Annotated in this window: 11 protein-coding genes and 1 pseudogene; 1 reads left to right on the top strand and 11 read right to left on the bottom strand. The window is 65.0% G+C overall.

Going from position 1 to position 17,527, the window contains the following annotated elements; translation table 11 throughout:
• Window positions 1–316 precede the first annotated feature (316 nt).
• Window positions 317–2,332, top strand: coding sequence for an AI-2E family transporter (locus C4E04_RS18685; protein ID WP_109599878.1), 2,016 nt, complete (start codon window positions 317–319; stop codon window positions 2,330–2,332).
• Window positions 2,333–2,379: 47 nt separating this feature from the next.
• On the opposite strand, the gene C4E04_RS18680 is transcribed toward C4E04_RS18685, so the two are convergent.
• From C4E04_RS18680 to C4E04_RS18630, 11 genes and pseudogenes are all read right to left on the bottom strand, one after another.
• Entirely contained in the window at window positions 2,380–3,363 is a 984-nt protein-coding gene (locus C4E04_RS18680; protein ID WP_109599876.1) for a peptide ABC transporter ATP-binding protein, read from the bottom strand.
• Window positions 3,360–4,376 carry an ABC transporter ATP-binding protein gene (locus C4E04_RS18675; RefSeq protein ID WP_109599874.1) on the bottom strand — a complete coding sequence of 339 codons (1,017 nt, stop codon included), beginning with the start codon at window positions 4,374–4,376 and terminating at the stop codon, window positions 3,360–3,362. The genes C4E04_RS18680 and C4E04_RS18675 overlap by 4 nt, the downstream gene beginning before the upstream one ends.
• 2 nt (window positions 4,377–4,378) lie before the next feature.
• A complete protein-coding gene (locus C4E04_RS18670) occupies window positions 4,379–5,290 on the bottom strand; it encodes an ABC transporter permease subunit (RefSeq protein WP_109599872.1) in 912 nt (303 codons plus the stop codon).
• A pseudogene (locus tag C4E04_RS18665) lies at window positions 5,287–6,296 on the bottom strand (ABC transporter permease subunit). The gene C4E04_RS18670 and the pseudogene C4E04_RS18665 overlap by 4 nt, the downstream one beginning before the upstream one ends.
• Before the next feature lie 63 nt (window positions 6,297–6,359).
• Window positions 6,360–7,961, bottom strand: a complete 1,602-nt coding sequence (locus C4E04_RS18660) for an ABC transporter substrate-binding protein (RefSeq protein ID WP_109599869.1) — start codon at window positions 7,959–7,961, stop codon at window positions 6,360–6,362.
• Window positions 7,962–8,242: 281 nt separating this feature from the next.
• Window positions 8,243–10,162, bottom strand: a complete 1,920-nt coding sequence (locus C4E04_RS18655; RefSeq protein ID WP_109599867.1) for a response regulator — start codon at window positions 10,160–10,162, stop codon at window positions 8,243–8,245.
• The gene (locus C4E04_RS18650; RefSeq protein ID WP_109599865.1) at window positions 10,159–11,898 is read right to left on the bottom strand and encodes a response regulator; all 1,740 of its coding nucleotides are present in this window, start codon (window positions 11,896–11,898) and stop codon (window positions 10,159–10,161) included. Before C4E04_RS18650 ends, C4E04_RS18655 begins: the two co-directional genes overlap by 4 nt.
• Entirely contained in the window at window positions 11,895–12,968 is a 1,074-nt protein-coding gene (gene cheB / locus C4E04_RS18645) for a chemotaxis-specific protein-glutamate methyltransferase CheB (protein WP_371682012.1), read from the bottom strand. Before cheB ends, C4E04_RS18650 begins: the two co-directional genes overlap by 4 nt.
• Window positions 12,965–15,217: a response regulator gene (locus C4E04_RS18640; protein ID WP_109599861.1), complete on the bottom strand. Its 2,253-nt coding sequence runs from the start codon at window positions 15,215–15,217 to the stop codon at window positions 12,965–12,967. Before C4E04_RS18640 ends, cheB begins: the two co-directional genes overlap by 4 nt.
• A 25-nt stretch (window positions 15,218–15,242) precedes the next feature.
• Complete coding sequence (locus C4E04_RS18635) at window positions 15,243–16,919, bottom strand: methyl-accepting chemotaxis protein (protein WP_245416158.1); 1,677 nt, start codon at window positions 16,917–16,919, stop codon at window positions 15,243–15,245.
• Between the two features lies 1 nt (window position 16,920).
• Window positions 16,921–17,526 (bottom strand): chemotaxis protein CheW, encoded by a 606-nt coding sequence (locus C4E04_RS18630; protein WP_109599857.1) that lies wholly within the window; start codon window positions 17,524–17,526, stop codon window positions 16,921–16,923.
• Window position 17,527: the final 1 nt, after the last annotated feature.

Genomic DNA, 17,527 nt, shown 5'->3' with positions numbered 1-17,527 from the left:
CCAGGGTGGCCGCAAAGGGAGGGCCGACCAGGAGCCTTCGCCGAGAGGCTCATGGGGTGCTCGTGGGGGTTGTCTGCAAAGCAGCCTGCGGGCAGCACCCAAACCGACGGCGAGCAAGGCGGGGACGTCGGGTGGCAGGGTGCTGGGTCTCATTCCTCCGGAGAGATGGGGTACGTGCGCCAGCGGGCCAGAGGGCAAAAGGTCCCATCCGACTTCGGACACTCGTGAAACGGCCAAGGATCGAATCGCCGCCGACGGGCGTTGTAGGAGATGGCCAGGAGCCTTTGCTCCGATCCCGGAGAAGAGAAAACCCCTCATGAGCATCCCGTCTTCCACGCCACCGCAGGCCGAGGTTCCGCCTCCGAGCGTGCCCGGGATCTCAGGGCTGATGACCCTGATCGTCGGTATCGTCGTCCTCGCGGCCCTCTATATCGGCAAGGACGTGTTTCTGCCGATCGTGCTTGCGATCCTGCTCGCCTTCGTGCTCGCCCCCTTTGTGGAGATCATGCGGCGATGGCATCTGGGCCGTATTCCGTCCGTCATCATCGCCGTGCTCGTCGCCCTGGGGATCATTCTCTCGTTGGGCGGCATCATCGGCTTCCAGCTTGCGGGCCTGGCCTCCGACATCCCGCGCTACCAATTCACGATCAAGGAAAAGGTCGGCTCCCTGCGCGAAGGATCGATCGGGCGGCTGCCGGCTCTTTTGAAGAATATGGGACGCGAGCTCGATCGCGCCGTCCAGGAAAAGCCGGAGGAGAAGCAGGCGGCGCCGGCTTCGCCTGCCGCGCCTCAGGAAGCCGAAGGAACCGGTCCGCTTCCGGTCGAGGTGCATCAGCCCGAACCGACGCCTGTCGAGCTGGCACGCAACTTCCTGCTGCCCCTGCTGCAGCCGCTTGCCACCATGGGCATCGTCTTCGTGGTGCTGGTCTTCATCCTGCTCCAGCGGGAGGACCTGCGTGACCGCATGATTCGTCTGTTCGGCTCGAGCGATCTCCATCGCACCACCATCGCCATGGATGATGCCGCGCGGAGGCTGAGTCGCTACTTCCTGATTCAGCTCGGTCTCAACACCGCATTCGGCGTCTTCGTCGCCATCGGCCTGTGGATCATCGGCGTGCCGAGCCCGCTGCTCTGGGGCGTGTTTGCGACGCTGATGCGGTTCGTGCCCTATATCGGATCGTTCATTGCTGCGGCCTTTCCGATCATGCTGGCCGCCGCCGTGGATCCCGGCTGGTCGATGGCCCTGATGACCGCAGCCCTCTTCCTCATCGGCGAGCCTCTGATGGGGCATGGGATCGAGCCCGTCGTCTACGGCCAGAGCACGGGCCTCTCGCCTTTCGCGGTGGTCCTCTCGGCGATTTTCTGGACCTGGATCTGGGGGCCCGTGGGCTTGCTCATCGCGACGCCCCTGACCCTCTGCCTGGTGGTGCTGGGCCGGCATGTGGAGAGACTGGAGTTCCTCGACGTCCTCCTCGGCGACAGGCCTGCGCTGACACCGGCCGAGAATCTCTACCAGCGCATGCTGGCCGGCGATCCGGACGAGGCGCTCGAATCGGCCGAAGTCCTGCTGCGGGAGCGCTCCCTGACGTCCTATTACGACGAGGTCGCCCTCAAGGGGCTGCAGCTTGCGGCCAACGATGCGGGGCGCGGGGTGCTGACCGTTCACCAGCTCGAGCGGGTGAAGGATGTGGTTGGCGCCCTGATCCTCGATCTCGACTCCCATGACGATGCCGAGCCGGAGCGCAAGGAGACAGAGGACGAGCCGGTGGCCTCTCCCGTGAGCGAAAAGCCCGCCATCAAGGAGCCTGCCATCGCGCAGACCCCGCCCGTGGCTGCCCCGATTCCCGAAGATTGGCAGGCCCCGGGGGCCGTTCTCTGCATCGCCGGCCGCGGCCCTCTCGACGAGGCTGCCGCCGCCATGCTGTCGCAGCTGGCCACCAAGCATGGGCTGGGCACCCGCGTCGTGCCTTATGAAGCGGTATCAAGGGCCGGTATCGCGACGCTCGACACGGCGAACGTCCGGATGATCTGCCTGTCGTACCTGGAGATCGGTGGCACACCCGCCCATCTGCGCTATCTTCTCCGCCGTCTTAAGAACCGGATGCCGGACGTGCCGATCCTGGTCGGCCTATGGCCTGCCGATGACGCGGTGCTGAGCAACCAGAGCCGGCAGGCCTCCCTCGGAGCGGATTACTACGTGTCCTCCCTGCGCGAGGCCGTCATCCTTTGCGTGAAGAGCGCCACGGGCGAGGAGAAGGAGCATGCCGACAAGGCCGCTCCCTCGCAGCCGCAGAGCGCAATGGGGCCTGAGCGCCTACCGCTTCCAGCCTAGATCATCGTGCGGAAAAAAGGTTTCCGCACGATGCGCCGAGGATCGTCTCAAACGGGCTGTTCGCGAAGGAAGTCTTCGGCGTAGTGACAGGCCACAAGGCGTCCGTCGAGCGGGCGCAGCGCCGGTCGCTCGGCCCGGCAGCGATCGGTCACATAGGGGCAGCGCGTCGAGAACACGCAGCCCTGCGGCGGATTGAGCGGCGAGGGCAGCTCACCCTTCAGGACGATGCGCTTGGTCTTCTTGCCCGAGATGCCGGGCGTCGAGGACAGGAGCGCCTGCGTATAGGGATGTAAGGGGCGCGCGTAAATGCGCTCCTTCGGTCCCTGTTCCACCGCATGGCCGAGATACATCACGAGCACATCGTCCGCGATGTGACGGACCACGCCCAGGTCGTGCGAAATGAAGAGATAGGCGAGGCCTAGCTCCTGTTGCAGATCGGCCAGGAGATTGAGAACCTGGGCCTGGATCGACACGTCGAGCGCCGAGACGGGCTCGTCCGCCACCACCAGCTTGGGCGAAAGCATCAGGGCCCTGGCGATGGCGATGCGCTGGCGCTGGCCGCCCGAGAACATGTGCGGATAGCGGCTGTAATGCTCGGGGCGCAGGCCCACCTTCGCCATCATGGCCCGTGCCCGCTCGGTGCGCTCGGCGGCCGAGAGGCTGGTGTTGATGGCGAGCGGCTCCTCCAGGATCGTCCCGACTTTCTTGCGCGGATTGAGCGATCCGTAGGGGTTCTGGAACACGAGCTGCACCGTGCGGCGCAGATCCTTCGCCCGGCCGGCAGGTGGATGGATGGCATCCATGCCGTCGAGGTTCAGGGTGCCCTCGGTCGGCTTCTCGATAAGGGTGACCATGCGCGCGAGGGTGGACTTGCCGCATCCGGATTCGCCGACCACCGCCAGGGTCTTGCCGGGCGCGATGGAGAACGAGACGCCGCCCACGGCCTGCAGGCGGCCGGGCTCCTTGAACAGGCCGCGTCGCACTTCGTAGACGCGCTTGAGATTGTTGGCTTCGACAACGGGCGCGGTCACGATGCAGCCTCCGTGCCAAGGGGATGATCGGCCTCGATCCGGGCCGTTCGGCTCGGGTCACCGAGGGGGTAATGGCAGCGGATCTGTCCGCCGGCCCAGGGGCGCAGCTCGGGGCGCACGTTGCGCGAGTGCTCCGTCGCATACTTGCAGCGTGGGCTGAACAGGCAGCCCTTCGGCCGGTCGTAGAGCCCCGGCACGACGCCCGGAATGGTCGAGAGGCGCCCGCCTTCGCTGTTCTCCGGCAGCGCCGCTAGAAGGGCGGCCGTATAGGGGTGCTGCGGCGAGGCGAAGAGATCCTCCGCGGCGCGCTCCTCCATGATCTGGCCCGCATACATGACCATGATGCGCTTGGCCGTCTCGGCGATCACGCCCATGTCATGCGTGATCATGACGAGAGCCATGTTGCGCTCCTTCTGCAGATTGCTCAGCAGGTCGAGGATCTGCGCCTGGATGGTCACGTCGAGAGCGGTCGTCGGCTCGTCCGCGATGAGAAGCTTCGGGTTGCAGGCGATCGCCATGGCGATCATAACGCGCTGGTTCATGCCGCCCGAGAGCTGGTGCGGGAAGGCGGACAGGCGGCTTTCGGGCGACGGGATGCCGACCTGTTCCAGCAACTCGATGGCCCTGCGATGCGCGGCCTTGCGGTCCATGCCCTCGTGCAGGCGCAGGGTTTCCTTCAGCTGGAAGCCGATGGTGAAGCATGGGTTCAGGCTGGTGGTCGGCTCCTGGAAGATCATCGCGACGTCCTTGCCCGTGAGCTTGCGGCGCTCACGGTCGGAGATCGTCAGGAGATCGCGCCCGTTGAACGAGAGCTTGTCGGCCCTCACCCGCCCAGGGAATGGGACGAGGCCCATGAGCGCCAGCATCGTGACGCTTTTCCCTGAGCCGGATTCGCCCACCACGCCGAGGATTTCGCCTTCGTCGAGCTTGAGGCTGACGCCGTCCACGGCACGCATGATGCCGCCTTGGGTCGGAAATTCGACCGAGAGGTTTTCGATTTCGAGCAGAGCCATGATCAACGCTTCAATTTGGGATCCAGGGCGTCGCGAAGGCCATCGCCCAGGAGGTTGAACGCCAGCACCGTGATGAGGATCGCAAGGCCCGGGAAGGTGACCACCCACCAGGCGCGCAGCACGAATTCGCGCGCATCCGCCAGCATGGTGCCCCATTCCGGCGCCGGCGGCTGGGCACCGAGCCCGAGGAAGCCGAGCGCCGCAGCGTCGAGGATCGCGGTCGAGATGCCGAGGGAGGCCTGCACGATCAGGGGTGCCGTGCAGTTGGGCAGCACTTCCTTGAACATGAGGCGGAGCGTGCCGGCTCCGCTGACTCGCGCGGCCGTGACGTAATCCTTCGACGTCTCGGTGATGACGGCGGCGCGCGCCAGGCGGACGTAATGGGGCAGGATCACCAGCGCGACGGCGAGCATCGAGTTGATGAGGCCCGGACCCAGGACCGCGACGACGACGATGGCCAGGAGGAGGCTCGGAAGGGTCAGGATGATGTCCATCAGGCGCATGATGAAGATCTCGGTCACGCCGCGGGTGAAGCCCGCGACAAGGCCGAGAACGGTCCCGAGGACGATCGAGATCGACACGATCACGATGCCGATCAGAAGTGACAGGCGCGAGCCGTAGATCAGCCGCGAGAGGATGTCGCGACCGATCGGGTCCGTCCCGAGCGGATAGGCGAGGCTTCCGCCCTCCTGCCAGAACGGCGGCTTAAGCGCGATGGAGGTGTCCGTGACATAGGGCGAATGCGGCGCGATGACATCGGCGAGGAGCGCCACGATGACCACGAACGCGATGACGATCAGGCCCGCGACCGCGCCCCTGTTGGCGCTGAAATATCCCCAGAACTCGCGCAAGGGGTGTGGCGGTGTTGCCGTCGGCGCAGCCGCGGCGGGAGCTTCCATGATTTCTGCGGTCATCGGTTATGCCTGATGCGCGGATTGATAAGGCCATAAGCAAGGTCGACGAAGAGGTTGACGCTCATCACGACGACGCCGAGGAGCAGGGCGCCGCCCTGCAGCACCGGGTAGTCCCGACGGAAGATGGCGTCGATCAGCCACTTGCCGACCCCCGGCCAGGAGAAGATCGTCTCGGTCAGGATGGCGCCCGTGAACAGGACGCCGACCTGCAGGCCGATGACGGTGACGACGGGAATGAGCGCATTGCGCAGGGCATGCAGGGCGATCACCCGATAGCGGGACAGGCCCTTCGCCTTTGCGGTGCGGATATAATCCTCGCCCAGGACCTCCAGCATGGCGGAGCGCGTCATGCGGGCGATGACCGCGAGCGGCACGGTGCCGAGCACGATGGTCGGAAGAATGAGGTGCTCTACGGCCGACGCGAAGGCGCCTTCTTCACCCGAAAGGAGGCTGTCGATGAGCAGGAAGCCTGTCACCGGCTCGATGTAGTAGAGAACGTCGATCCGGCCCGAAACGGGGGTCAGGTCGAGCTGCACCGAGAAGACCAGGATCAGGATCAGGCCCCACCAGAAGATCGGCATGGAATAGCCGGTCAGCGATATGCCCATGACCCGTGGTCGAAGATGGAATTTCGTCGGATGGCCGCAAGCATGCCGGCCGGAAGCCCGAGGATCAGCGCGAACAGGATCGCGCAGAGCGCCAGCTCCATGGTCGCGGGGAACAGGGACTTGAACTCTTCCCAGACGGGTGCCTGCGTGATGAGGGACTTGCCGAGATCGCCCTGCAGGACGCGTGAGATATAGATGCCATACTGCACGATGACCGGCTTGTCGAAGCCGTATTCCTTGCGCAGCTGTTCATGCCGGACCGGATCGATGCCGCGCTCGCCGGCCATGGTCTCGATCGGATCGCCCGGCACGAGGCGGATGAGGAAAAAGGCGAGCAGCGTGATCCCGATGAAGGTGGGGATGATCAGGCTGACGCGGGTAAGGATGAAGCGGAGCATCGTCTGAATGTAAAAAGGCGGAGCGGCGCCAGGGCCGCTCCGCCGGAGGTGGATCGTAAAGGCTTACTTGCCCTTGATGTCCACACCGTAGAAGGTGTGGCGTCCGAAGGGCGAGAGCTTGAAGTCGATCACTTCCTTGCGAACGGGCTTCAGCTGCACCGCATGCGCAATGGTGAACCAGGGAGCCTGCTCCTTGAAGACCACCTGAGACTGCTCGTAGAGCTTCGTGCGCTCAGGAATGCTCGTCGTCACCTTCGCCTTGGTCACAAGATCGTCGAACGGCTTGTAGCACCACTTGGCGACGTTCGATCCCGAGGCGCTCTTGGCGGAGTCGCAGCCGAGAAGAGTGTGCAGGAAGTTGTCCGGGTCGCCGTTGTCGCCCGTCCAGCCCAGCATGCCCATCTGGTGTTCGCCCGCCTGCATGCGCTTGCGGTACTCGCCCCACTCGAAGCTCTTGATCTCGGCCTTCACGCCGATCTTGGCGAGGTCGGCCTGCATCAGCTCGGCGATGCGCTTCGCGTTCGGGTTATACGGACGCTGGACCGGCATGGCCCAAAGGTCGGTCTCGAGCCCGTTCGGATAGCCGGCTTCGGCCAGGAGCTTCTTGGCGGCTTCCGGATCGTAGGGGTCGTCCTTCACGTTGTCGTTGTAGGACCACATGGACGGCGGGATCGGGTTCTTGGCCGGAATGCCGCTGCCCAGGAAGACCGCCTCGACGATGGCCTTCTTGTTCATGGCCATGTTGAGCGCCTTGCGGACTTTCACGTCGTCGAAGGGCTTCTTCGTGGTGTTGTAGGCGAGATAGCCGATGTTCAGGCCGGCCTGGGAAAGGATCGACACGTTCGGATCCTTCTCCATGGCCTGAAGATCGGCCGGATTCGGATACGGCATGACGTGGCATTCGCCCTTCTGGAGCTTCGCCCAGCGCACGGAGGCGTCCGGCGTGATCGAGAAGACGAGGTCGTCGAGCTTCGCCTTGCCGTTCCAGTAATCAGGGAAGGCCTTGTAGCGGATGATGGCGTCCTTCTGGTACTGGACCAGGTAGAACGGACCCGTGCCGACCGGCTCCTGGTCGATCTTCTCGGGTGTGCCGGCCTTCATCATGGCATCGGCGTATTCCTTGGACTGGACGCTGGCCCACATCATCGCAAGGTCGGCCAGGAACGGCGCCTCGGGGCGGTTCAGGGTGATGCGGACGGTGTAGTCGTCCACCTTCTCGACCGTCTTCAGGAGAGCCGGCATACCCATGTCGCCGAAATAGGAATGGTTCGGGCTCGTCACCTTGAAGTAGGGATTATCCTCCTTCCACTGACGCTCCAGCATGAACACGACGTCGTCCGCATTGGCGTTGCGGGTTGGCTTGAAGTTCTTGTTGGAATGCCACTTGGCGTTCTTGCGGAGATGGAAGGTATAGACCGTGCCGTCTTCCGAAATGTCCCACTTCTCGGCGAGGCCGGGGACGACCTTCGTGCCGCCGCGCTCGAACTCGACGATACGGTTGTAGATCTGCTCGCTGGCATCGAACGACGTGCCGGTGGTGTTGACGCCAGGGTAGAAGTTCTCCGGGCTACCTTCGGAGCAATACACAAGCGTTTTGGCCGAAAGCGGGGCAGCCGCCAGGAAGGCCGGAACGCAGACAGCTGCGAGAAGAGCTGATTTCCTCATATGAAAGTCCTCTGAGACGGCTCTGGATTATGGCCGTTCCGCGACAGAGTTAAGGTGCGAACATCATTCAATGTCAATCTGTCCCTCCGCGGATTCAAAGGATTTGGAAAAAATATACCATTTCAGACTTGGGGGTGTTCAAAATCGCAAGCAGGCTCGTCAAATCTGCGCGATTTCGGCCAACTTGCGCATGAATTCGTCGCAAGCCACGTCGATGTAAGAAAGCAACTTTGAAGGGGCGCTGCGCGTAACGAACTTGCCAGAAGGCTCCGGACTTTAGGTCAAGCCGGGTGCTTGTTGGCCTTTATCATGGCCTCGACCGTCTCGGTCACTTTCGAAGCCAGATCGGACTGGTTGAAGGGCTTGTGCAACAGGGGGTACCCCTCAGGCACCCTTTCCGGATTGGCATAGCCCGTGACCAGGAGCACGCCGAGATCCGGCCGGATCTGGCGGGCCTGGGTCGCCAGATCGAGACCCGTCATCCCCGGCATTGCGAAATCGGCGATCAGCAGGTCGATCTGATCGTCCGCCCGCAAGGTATCGATGCCGGAAGCGCCATCGGAGGCCTCCACGACCCGGTGACCCATCTCGGTGAGATAGGCGGCGGTCACGGCCCGGACATCAGGATCGTCGTCGACGAGGAGGATGCGGACCTTATGAGACGGGAGCGTAGGGGAAACCGCCCGGGTGTCGGTCTTTCGGAGATCCGCAGCGGTACGTGACAGATAGAGCTCAACGACCGTCCCGGTGCCGAGGGTGCTCTCGATCGTGACAGTGCCGCCGGACTGACGGGCGAGCCCATAGGCCATGGGCAGACCAAGTCCCGTGCCCTTGCCGACCTCCTTGGTCGTAAAGAAGGGCTCGAGCACCCTGTTGAGGATGTCGGCCGGGATACCCGTGCCCGTATCGGCCACGGAAACGACGACATAATCGCCTGCGTCGAGATCGGGAACCTCACCCTCTGCCACGGTCCGGTTGCGGGTCGAGAGGATCAGGGTGCCGTTCTCGGACATGGCGTCGCGGGCGTTGATGCACAGGTTCAGCACCGCCAGCTCGAGCTGATCCGGATCGACGGTCGCCATCCAGAGGTTGTCGGACAGGTTCTTCTCGATCCGGATCACACCGCCGAGTGTCCGTACGAGAAGGTCGTTCATGTCTGTGATGACGCGGTTGATGTCCACCGTCTGCAGGCGCAGGTCCCGCTGGCGGCTGAAGCTGAGCAGTCTCTGCGTCAGGGATGCGCCGCGCTCCGCCGCATAGATGGCATTCTTCAGGAGGCGGTTCAGGCGCGGGTCATCGGGTGCCCTACGAGACGCGAGGTCGAGGCTCCCCAGCACGGCCATGAGGAGGTTGTTGAAATCGTGCGCCACACCCCCGGCCAGGGTGCCGAGCGCCTGCATCTTGTCGGCCTGCCGCAGCCGTGTCTCCATCATCTTGCGCTCTGTAATGTCACGCTCGATGGTGGCGATGCTCGTCACGCTGCCGGATTGGTCGAGAATGGGGATCTGGGTGACGAAGAACCATTGCGGATTTCCATCCGTGCCCGGGCGCTCCTCGATCTGTTCGACGGGGCTGCGAGCCTCAATGGCGTGGCGTTCCGCCTCGGCGAGGGCTGCAGCCCGGTCGGGGGACGCAAAGTCGCTCTCCCGGCGGCCCAGACAGGCCTCGACGCTCAGCCCGAGACTCGCCGCCTTGCTGCTGTTCACGCGGACGAAGCGGCCTTCCAGATCCTTGAAGGAAATCTGCTCGCCGATGCTCTCCATGAGGCCACGCAGGAGGGCCCGTTCCGTGTTGAGCTCGCGCGTCAGCCGGTGGCGCTCCGACGCGGAGGCAACCATGCCGGTCAGGGCCGCAGGATCCCAGGGCTTGGGTACGTAAGCAGCGATCCGGCCCCTGTTGACCGCCCCGATCACGGCCTTCAGGTCTGCGTAGCCGGTGAGGAGAATGGCTTCGGCATCGCTGTGCTGCCGAGCCTTGGCCAGAAACTCGTCTCCCTGCATCTCGGGCATGCGCTGGTCCGAGATGATGACGGAAATGTCCGGCTCGGTGCGCAGGAGGTCGAGGGCCTTGATGGGAGAGGACGCGGTGATGACCCGATAATCGTTCTCGAAGAGATCCTCGATCGCGATCAGGATGTCCGGCTCGTCATCGACGACCAGAATGGTATCGGGCTTGTGAGTGATGTCGTTCACCGCGATCATTCAATATTCTGCCTTGGGATCGTCACGGTGAAACGGGCACCACCCATCGGGCCCTCATCGACCGTGATCGTTCCCTTGTGCGCCTCGACAACGCTATAGGCGATCGCGAGGCCAAGTCCAGTTCCGGAGCCGACCGGCTTCGTGGTGAAGAACGGCTCGAAGACGCGCTCCCGCATGTCCGCGGCGATGCCCGGTCCCGTATCGCTGATCTGGATGGTATAGGTTGTCTCGTCGCTCGAAGTTTCAATATCGATGGCGCCGGTTCCGGAAATCGCGTCGGCGGCGTTGCCGATGATGTTCATGACCACCTGGTTCAGAAGGGCGGGCGAGCAATAGAGGTCCGGTGCGCCGTGATAGTGCCGCCTCACGTCGATGCGGGTGCCGAGCTTGTGCCCGAGGAGCGCCAGCACGGTCTCGATGGATTCGCGCACGTTCACGCTCTGGAATCCGCCTTCGTCGAGGCGAGAGAAGCGCCGCAGGTTGAGGACAAGCTCCTGGATCCGGCCCAGGCCCAGCTTCATGGCGCCGACCCGTTCCCGGGCCTTGCCCAGCGGACGCTCGAGCCCGAGCTCGGCCGGGACCTTCGCTGAGATATCGGCAAGCAGGCGCTCCACCGTACCCTGGTGGGCCATGATGAAGGCAAGTGGATTGTTGATCTCATGGGCGATGCCGGCGACGAGCTCGCCGAGGGACGCCATCTTGGCCGCCTGCACCAGCTTGGCCTGCGTCTCCCGAAGGCGGTGATTGGCCTGTTCAAGCTCGAAATTGGCCTTGGCCAACGCACCTGCGAGGGAAGCCCGGGCCTCGGCGGAGGCGGCCTCCGCACGGGCGCGCTCAAGGGCGAGTTCGCGCGCGCGCAGCTCCGTCTCGATGCGCCAGTTCTCGTCCTGCAGCAGCCTGCGCCTGACAAGGGCGCGGATGCGGATCCGCATGGCATCGGGCTCCGCGGTCATCGGGACCACGTCGTCCGCTCCCGCAGCGAAAACGCGCCCTAGCGCATCGCTGCCGTCCTCATTGCCGAGGCCGACGATGGAGAAGTTCGGAAGCTCCATTCCCGGAAGCGGTGCCAGGCCACGATAGGCGTTCAGCTGCCGGCAAAGCTCGATCCCGTCGAAGCTTGGACTGAGCATATAGACCAGGATGCAGTCCCAGGAGGCGCCGGGGCGGCTCACGAGCGTCAGCGCCTCGGCCGGCTCCGGAACCATCGTGACTTCGTATCCCTCCCGATTGAGGAGGTCCTGGAGATAGGTCCGGCGCGTCTGGCTGTCGTCGACCACCATCAGGCGCGCGCGCCGGAACGCGCTGAAGCTCGGCGCCTCGCGCCCCTCCTCGATGTCCGGGCTGGACCGGCGGCGCAGGAGCGCCTTGATCCGCAGGATGATCAGGTCCTGCTCGGCCGATTTGGAGATATAGGCATCTGCACCGCTCTCCAGGCCCTGCCGCTCGACGGCGCGCTCCCGGGCCTCCGTGAGCATGATGACCGGGATGGCGCGGGTCCGGACGTTGAGGCGCATCTGGCGTGACAGCTCGTCGCCATTCATGCCCGGGAGGTGGAAATCCGAGATGACGAGATCCGGCAAGCCTGCATTCAGGCTGTCGAGGGCGGCCTCGGCGGTCGGTTGCCAGTCCACGGCAAAGCCGTTGGTCGACAGCATGTGCCGGAGCTGAAGCGCTTGCGTCTCCGAATCCTCTACCAGAAGGATCCGGGGCGCAGGGGCGGCAGGGCCGGCGCTCATTCGCCCTCTCCTCTGGCGAGGCGCAGAATCCGTGGGGCGATCAGGTCGAGCGGCAGGCTGACCCGCGCGCCTCCCATCTTCACGGCGGCTGCAGGCATGCCATAGACCACCGCGGTGCTCTCATGCTCCGCCACCGTGTAGCCCCCGGCCCGGCGGAGATCGGTGAGGCCCTTGGCTCCATCCTCGCCCATGCCGGTCAGGAGCACCCCAAGGCCCTTGGCGCCAACGGCTTCGGCAATCGACTCGAACATCAGCGTTGCGGAAGGGCGCTGGCTGCCGACCGGAGGAGCCGCGCTCAGGCGCAACGTCCCGGCCGATGACAGGAGCAGGTGGCGGTCGCCCGGGGCGACATAGACCGTGCCGGCCACAGGCATCTCCTGGTCCCGTGCCAGACGGGCCTTCAGGGAGATCAGTCCGTCGAGCCAGGACGCGAACCCTTCCATGAAGGGGGCTCCCATATGCTGGACGAGCAGGATCGGCAGAGGAAAATCCTCCGGAAAGGCGCCGAGGATCTTGGCAAGGGCAGGAGGGCCGCCTGTCGAGGCGGCTATGCCCAGGATCGTCGGACGGGCGATGTTGCGGGTTTCTTCCTGCGCCGGGCGAGAGGCAGATGCCTCGGGCCGCCAGGCGAAGGAGCGCCGCCGGACCACCGGCACCTGGCTCATGATGTAGAGCTGGGTGCAGATCGTCTCGGCGATTCCGTCATAGCCCGCACTCGTCACCCCGACGGGTTTCTCGACCACCGAGAGCGCTCCAGCCCGCAGGGCGTTCATGGAGATGCGCAGCGCGGAATCCTCCACGCTTCCTGCAATGACCACGATCGGCGTGGGGCGCTCGGACATGATCCGGCGCGTCGCCTCCAGCCCGTCCATGCCGGGGAGGCGGATATCCATGGAGATCACATCCGGCTGGACGCGGCCGATCTCCTGCAGGGCCTCCTCGGCCGATCCGACGGCCGCCGCTAGGACGAGGCGCGGATCTCGGGCGATGATATGGGCGAGGAGCTGGCGGATGACCAATGAGTCCTCGACGACCATCACGCGGACGCGCGATTGCGGTGGGGACATCATAGGAGCTGGCCTATGGTTGCCAAAAGCTCGCGCTGGTCGAACTTCTGCTTGGTGATATAGGCGTTCGCCCCAAGATCGAGTCCGCGGCGGACGTCGGCCGGATCGGCCCGTGACGTCATCAGGATAACCGGCGTGGAGGCAAGCCGCGGATCCGCCTTGATCGCCTGCAGCAGGCCGAAACCGTCCATGCGCGGCATTTCCACATCCGCGATGACGAGATCGATCATCGTTTCTCCGGAGCGCAGCACATTGAGCGCGTCGATCCCGTCGACGCTGAGGAGAACCTGATAGCCCTGCGCCTCGAGAATGCTCTTCTCGAGAGTCCTGGTGGTGATTGAATCGTCGACCACGAGCACCGTCGCGCCGTGCCCCTTCGCGGCTGGCGCGCCTTCCGCAAGACCGAGGCCGCTGGCGGCCAGTCGGCTCTCGTTCCTGACCCAGTGCTCGACGAGGCGCTCGGGACTCAGGACAAGGGCCGGCATCTCATCCTCGAGGAGTACGGTTCCGGAAACCGTCTCGCCGAGGCCGATGGCTTGGACTTCGTTCACCAGCATCGTGCGGACATCGTGGAGAGTGTTGACGGCCAGGGCGCAATAGCGTGTCCCGTGTCGGACGAGCACGACTTTGGCGTGTCCAATCTCGATCGGAATGGGCGCATTGGGCGATCCTGTGAGTGCGGCAAGGGCGACGACAGGGACAATAACGTCCTGACCCCGGACATCGATCCTTACCGTTGGGCGGCCTTCAACACTTTCCAGTGACCGGGCATTCACCCGCAACAGGCGCTCGACCCCATGGGTCGGCAAGCCGAACATCCGCCCTTCCGCCTCGACCAGGAGAAGCGGCTGATGGGCCGCCGTGAGGGGAACCGACAGAAGTGCTTCCGTGCCCCAGGGGTAGCGTGGGCGGAGCAGGACCGAGCCATGGAGCCTGCGGGCGGCATCCGCCACGACCGAGAGGCCGATCCCGCGGCCCGAGAGGCGGTCCACTGCATCGGCCGTGGAGAAGCCCGGAGAGAAGACCAGCGACAGCAATTGGTCCATGCGCGGCGCAGGCTCGTCCTCGCCTCTGGCCTGCAGGAACCCCCGCTCGATGGCGACCCGCTCGATGCGGGCGAGATCCGGACCCCGTCCGTCATCCCGGACGCTGACCGTCAGGCGGCCGCCCCGGGAGGCCAGCTCAAGAACGATCTCGGTCCGCTCCGACTTGCCCTTCGCGGCGCGCTCGGGGCCGCTTTCCGCCCCGTGGCTCACGGCGTTGCGCAGCAGATGCATGACCGGGTCCTTGAGGGCCTGGAGCACCTGGCGGTCGGCCTGGATGTCGAGGCCCAGGGTGCGGACATGCACGTTCCGGCCCTCCTCACGGGCGATTTCTCGCACCATGGGGCCGAACGTGCCGAACACCGTCTCGGCGGACACGAGGGAAACCCGCTCGATATTCTCCCGGACCTGGCGAGCGGCCTGCTCGGTCGCCCAGCTCGCGAGTTTATGGCTACGGGAGAGAGCCGACAGCTTGCGGAACAGGCTCTTCAGGTCCTGGTCGAAGTCCCGGAGCCGGGGCGCCATGGAGCGCGAGGGATTGGCCGTCGCGACCGGGCCCGACCGGGCGGAGGCGCCCAAAACGATCTGCCCCTGCAGCGAATCCCAGTTGCGCCGCAGATTGCGCACGTCGAGTTCGATCTGGTGGAGCGTGTCCGTCATGGCCTCGTCGGCTTGGATTTCGGCCAGGAGCTGGTGCATGGAGTTTGCAAGCTCCTCGATCTGCCCGGCCGCGACACGCAGGTAGGTTCCTGCGCCTGCCTCGGCTGCCGGCTCGGGCTTCTCGACGGTCGCGCTTCCCCTCTCGGTTGCGGGCGGCTCTTCGGGCACGGTGGCTTCCCGCCTGGCCGGTGGCGAGGAGGCCCTGGGCCGCTCGACCGGGGCTGCGCCGGATGGGTGCAACTCCTCGGCGACGAGGTCCTCGATCGTGTCCAGGCTCGTGCGGACGGCCGCAACGGTATCCTGATCGAGCGTCTGGCTGCCGTCGAGAACGCGGGAGAACAGGGCCTCGAGCTGGTGGGCAACCTCCTCCACGGCCGGGAGATCGACGGCCCTCGCGGCGCCCTTGAGGGAGTGAGCCCGACGGAAGACATCCGTCATCTCCAGGGGGGCGCCGTTATCCGCATCGTCGAGCGCCGTGCGGATCGCATGCAGATGCTCCCGGTGTTCCACCTCGAACGCGGCAAGCAGTTGTTTGCGAATGTCCGTCACGCCTGTGCTTCCACTGCTCCTGTGGTCAAATCCGGTAGCGCTCGACGAGAGTCAGGAGCTGCTGCGACAGATCGGAGAGGTTCGCGGCCGCCATGTCGAGCTGTCGGGTGCCGGCGGCCGTCTGCTGGCTCGCCTGACGGATGTTCTGGAGAGCGCCCATCACCTGCTCGATGCCGAGCTGCTGCTGGTTCGTCGAAGCCACGATCTGCTGGAAGGTCTGGACGCTTTCCTGCACGCGGCTCGAAATTTCCGTGATCGTCTGCTGGGTCGTGTCGGTCCGCTCCTTGCCGGCGGAAACACGCTTGACCGCTTCCTCGGTGAGCATGACCGAGGAGTTGATGCCGCGTTGGATGTCGCCCAGAATGGAACGGACCTGAGCGGTCGCATCCTTGGCCTGATCGGCCAGGACCTTCATCTCGGAGGCGACGACCGCGAAGCTGCGTCCGTTCTCGCCGGCCGCCGCAGCCTCGATGGCCGCGTTGAGCGCCAGGAGGTGCGTTCTCTCGGAAATATCGTTGACGGACGAGATGATCTCGCCGACGGCCTGCGTCTTCTCGCTCAGGGCCACGATGTTCTCGGCAACGGCTTCGGCCTGCTCGCGGATCGCGTCCATGGCCAGTGCCGTGTCGTCGACGGCCTGCAGGCCGGCCACGCTGGTCTGGGCGGTGGCCTGTGCGGATGCAATGACCTCCTGGGCCCGCTTGCCGATCTGGGCGCCCGCATGGGTGATCTCGTCCACGGTGGCGGCCGTTTCCTGGACGGCGGCGAGCTGCTCCTCGACACTGGCGGCCTGCTCCTGCGTGGAGGCGCGGATTTCCGCGGCTGCCGCGTTCAGGTTCTCTGTCGCCTCCCGGCTCTGCCTGGCGAGCTGCCGCAACCCTTCCACCATCTCGTTGAGCGTCGCACCGAGGCGGCCGATCTCGTCGGTGCCGGTCGTTGCCGTCTGCCCGGCCAGATCGCCCCGCCCGACCCGCTCGACGAACTGCATGAAGGCACCCAGCGGATTGGCGATGGACGCCCGCAGAGCATAGGTGATGAGGATGCTCACAAGGGCGACGCCCGCCAGGGCCAGAACGATCGACGTCCGGCTTTGGTCGTATACCTCCGCAACCCTCTTCTGCCCGACAGCGACGGTCTCGCCGAAGATTGCCCTCACGTCGCCGAGGATCTTGATCCACTCGCTACGACTGCTGTTCAGAGCTGTCTGAGAGGCCAGGACGCCCGGAAGGTCATTGGCCTGGATGGCCGTAAACTGCCGCTCCGTCTCGGCCCGGAGCTGGCGCAGTTCCCCGCTTGCCGCGACGAGAAGCTCCGCAATGCGCCGCCAAGCCTCGCTGCGCTCGCCAGAAAGGGATTCGGCCCGGTAGCTGTTCGCCGCGGCGATCGATTGCGACAGCGATCCCTCGGCCTCGGCTGCGCGCTTGCTCCACTCGGAAATGAGGTTCTCGAAGGCGTTCTGCTGCTGCCCGAGGGAGCGCAGGAGAAACCGCGAGAGAACCTCTTCCCGGAGCACCCGCATTTCGTTCTGTTGTGCGCCGATCGTCTCCACCTGCCGCATGATCGTCAGATCGCGGCCGACGATCGTCTCGGTCGTCTGGCGGACGTCCGAGAGCTGGTTGAGCGTGTACATGCCAAGCCCGACCATCAGCGCCACAATGAAGGCGAAGCCGAGGAGGATGCGGTTCGCGATCGATATCGTCACGTCAGACTCCAGATGCGGGAGAAACAGGAAGAGAAGGCAGGAAGGGACGAAGCAGGCGATCCATGTCCAGAAGAGATAGGATTCTTTCCTGGTCTGCAACGTCGGATCCGAATTCGGCATAGCCGATGACGGCCTCGTTCCGGAAGCTGCGGCCGTCCTCTTGAGAAATTGGCGTTACCGTTTCTACCCCCTCGGCGCGGTCGACGCGCAGGGCAATCCTCGGGGAGGAACGGCGCAGGATAATGAGATGTCGACCCCCCTCTTCCGAGGACGGGGCCATGCCGAGGGCGGCACTCAGGTCGATGACGCTGACGAGCTGCCCGTTTCGGCCCAGGAGGCCAACCAGGGCGGCCGGTCCGTCGGGGACGGGGAGGCAGGCCTGGAAGGGCAGGATCTCCGCCACGGCCTCGATCGGGATTCCAAAATGCTCGCGGCCGGCTTTGCAGGCGAGGACCCTCAGGGTCTCCGAGGCCGAGACGGTCTCGCCATTCCGGCGCGCCGCCAGGCGCTGCGTCCTTTCGTCGAGGATATGGCGCATCCTCTCCTCGGCCGAGAGGGTGCCGGTTCGGCTGATCTGCCTCAGCTTGCGCCTCAGGGACTTCGCCATG

Origin of the sequence: Microvirga sp. 17 mud 1-3, from assembly GCF_003151255.1 — a bacterium.
In the GTDB taxonomy this organism is placed as follows: Bacteria; Pseudomonadota; Alphaproteobacteria; order Rhizobiales; family Beijerinckiaceae; genus Microvirga.
This window is presented reverse-complemented; position numbering and strand designations above follow the sequence as displayed.

What these genes read in the sequence shown, in the direction of transcription:
- C4E04_RS18685 (WP_109599878.1), top strand. Translation starts at nt 317, where the DNA reads ATGAGCATCCCGTCTTCCACGCCACCGCAGGCCGAGGTTCCGCCTCCG.
- C4E04_RS18675 (WP_109599874.1), bottom strand. Translation starts at nt 4,376, where the DNA reads ATGGCTCTGCTCGAAATCGAAAACCTCTCGGTCGAATTTCCGACCCAA.
- C4E04_RS18670 (WP_109599872.1), bottom strand. Translation starts at nt 5,290, where the DNA reads ATGACCGCAGAAATCATGGAAGCTCCCGCCGCGGCTGCGCCGACGGCA.
- C4E04_RS18660 (WP_109599869.1), bottom strand. Translation starts at nt 7,961, where the DNA reads ATGAGGAAATCAGCTCTTCTCGCAGCTGTCTGCGTTCCGGCCTTCCTG.
- C4E04_RS18655 (WP_109599867.1), bottom strand. Translation starts at nt 10,162, where the DNA reads ATGATCGCGGTGAACGACATCACTCACAAGCCCGATACCATTCTGGTC.
- C4E04_RS18650 (WP_109599865.1), bottom strand. Translation starts at nt 11,898, where the DNA reads ATGAGCGCCGGCCCTGCCGCCCCTGCGCCCCGGATCCTTCTGGTAGAG.
- cheB (WP_371682012.1), bottom strand. Translation starts at nt 12,968, where the DNA reads ATGATGTCCCCACCGCAATCGCGCGTCCGCGTGATGGTCGTCGAGGAC.
- C4E04_RS18630 (WP_109599857.1), bottom strand. Translation starts at nt 17,526, where the DNA reads ATGGCGAAGTCCCTGAGGCGCAAGCTGAGGCAGATCAGCCGAACCGGC.